This is a genomic window from Bacteroides sp. CAG:633 (assembly GCF_000435115.1).
GTDB lineage: Bacteria > Bacteroidota > Bacteroidia > Bacteroidales > Bacteroidaceae > Bacteroides > Bacteroides ndongoniae.
This window is the reverse complement of the sequence record NZ_FR883084.1, coordinates 1-670: the sequence shown is the minus strand read 5'-3', so window position 1 is coordinate 670 and position 670 is coordinate 1. Positions and strand designations below refer to the sequence as shown.

1 pseudogene is annotated in these 670 nt (G+C 54.5%); it reads right to left on the bottom strand.

Going from position 1 to position 670, the window contains the following annotated elements:
- Nucleotides 1–636 (bottom strand): annotated as a pseudogene (locus QVP67_RS09190) (hypothetical protein); the annotation flags it as partial.
- Between the last annotated feature and the right edge of the window lie 34 nt (nucleotides 637–670).

Here is a 670-nt window from a genome sequence, read left to right as displayed (position 1 = left end):
CCACGCCTTCTCGAAGTAAGCGCCTACGATAAACAGGATGACGAACAGGAAGTAGTAGGACATCTGTACGTGGTTGGACGACACCTGCAGAGCCACAAAGATAGCGGCCAGGATGCCTCCGGCCAGCAACCGGCCCCGATAGGCCAGCACAATGCCCGCCAGCGTGGGCGGAATATAGGCCAGCGTGACAAACTTCCAGATGTGCCCCGCCGAAATAAGAATGAAGAAATAGGACGAGAAAGCCCACATCACGCCCCCTAAGCCGGCCAGCCAGACGGGGATGCCGAAGGCTCGTAGCAGAATATAGAAGCCCAGCATCAGAATAAACGTCAGGTAGACGTAGTTGGGCAGAAACAGCCGGTAGACTTTCTGAATCCATTGCAGCGGCTGTGCCGAGTCGTACGCAGGCGTTATCTGGTAGGTAGGCATACCGCCGAAGATGGAGTTGGTCCAGCGGGTGCGTTCGCCGGTCTGGTTATAATACTCGGTGGCTTCCTGGCTTGCGCCTACTCCGGCCACGGTGTCGTGTTGGAAAAGCACGCGGTCTTCTACGTCGGCCGGAAAGAAGTAGGCAAACGATATCAGGATGAAGGCCACGATGGCAATCACGTCGGGTAGAAATTTCTTCAGTGTCATAATTTTCTTCTTGATTGATAATCCGTGCAAAGAT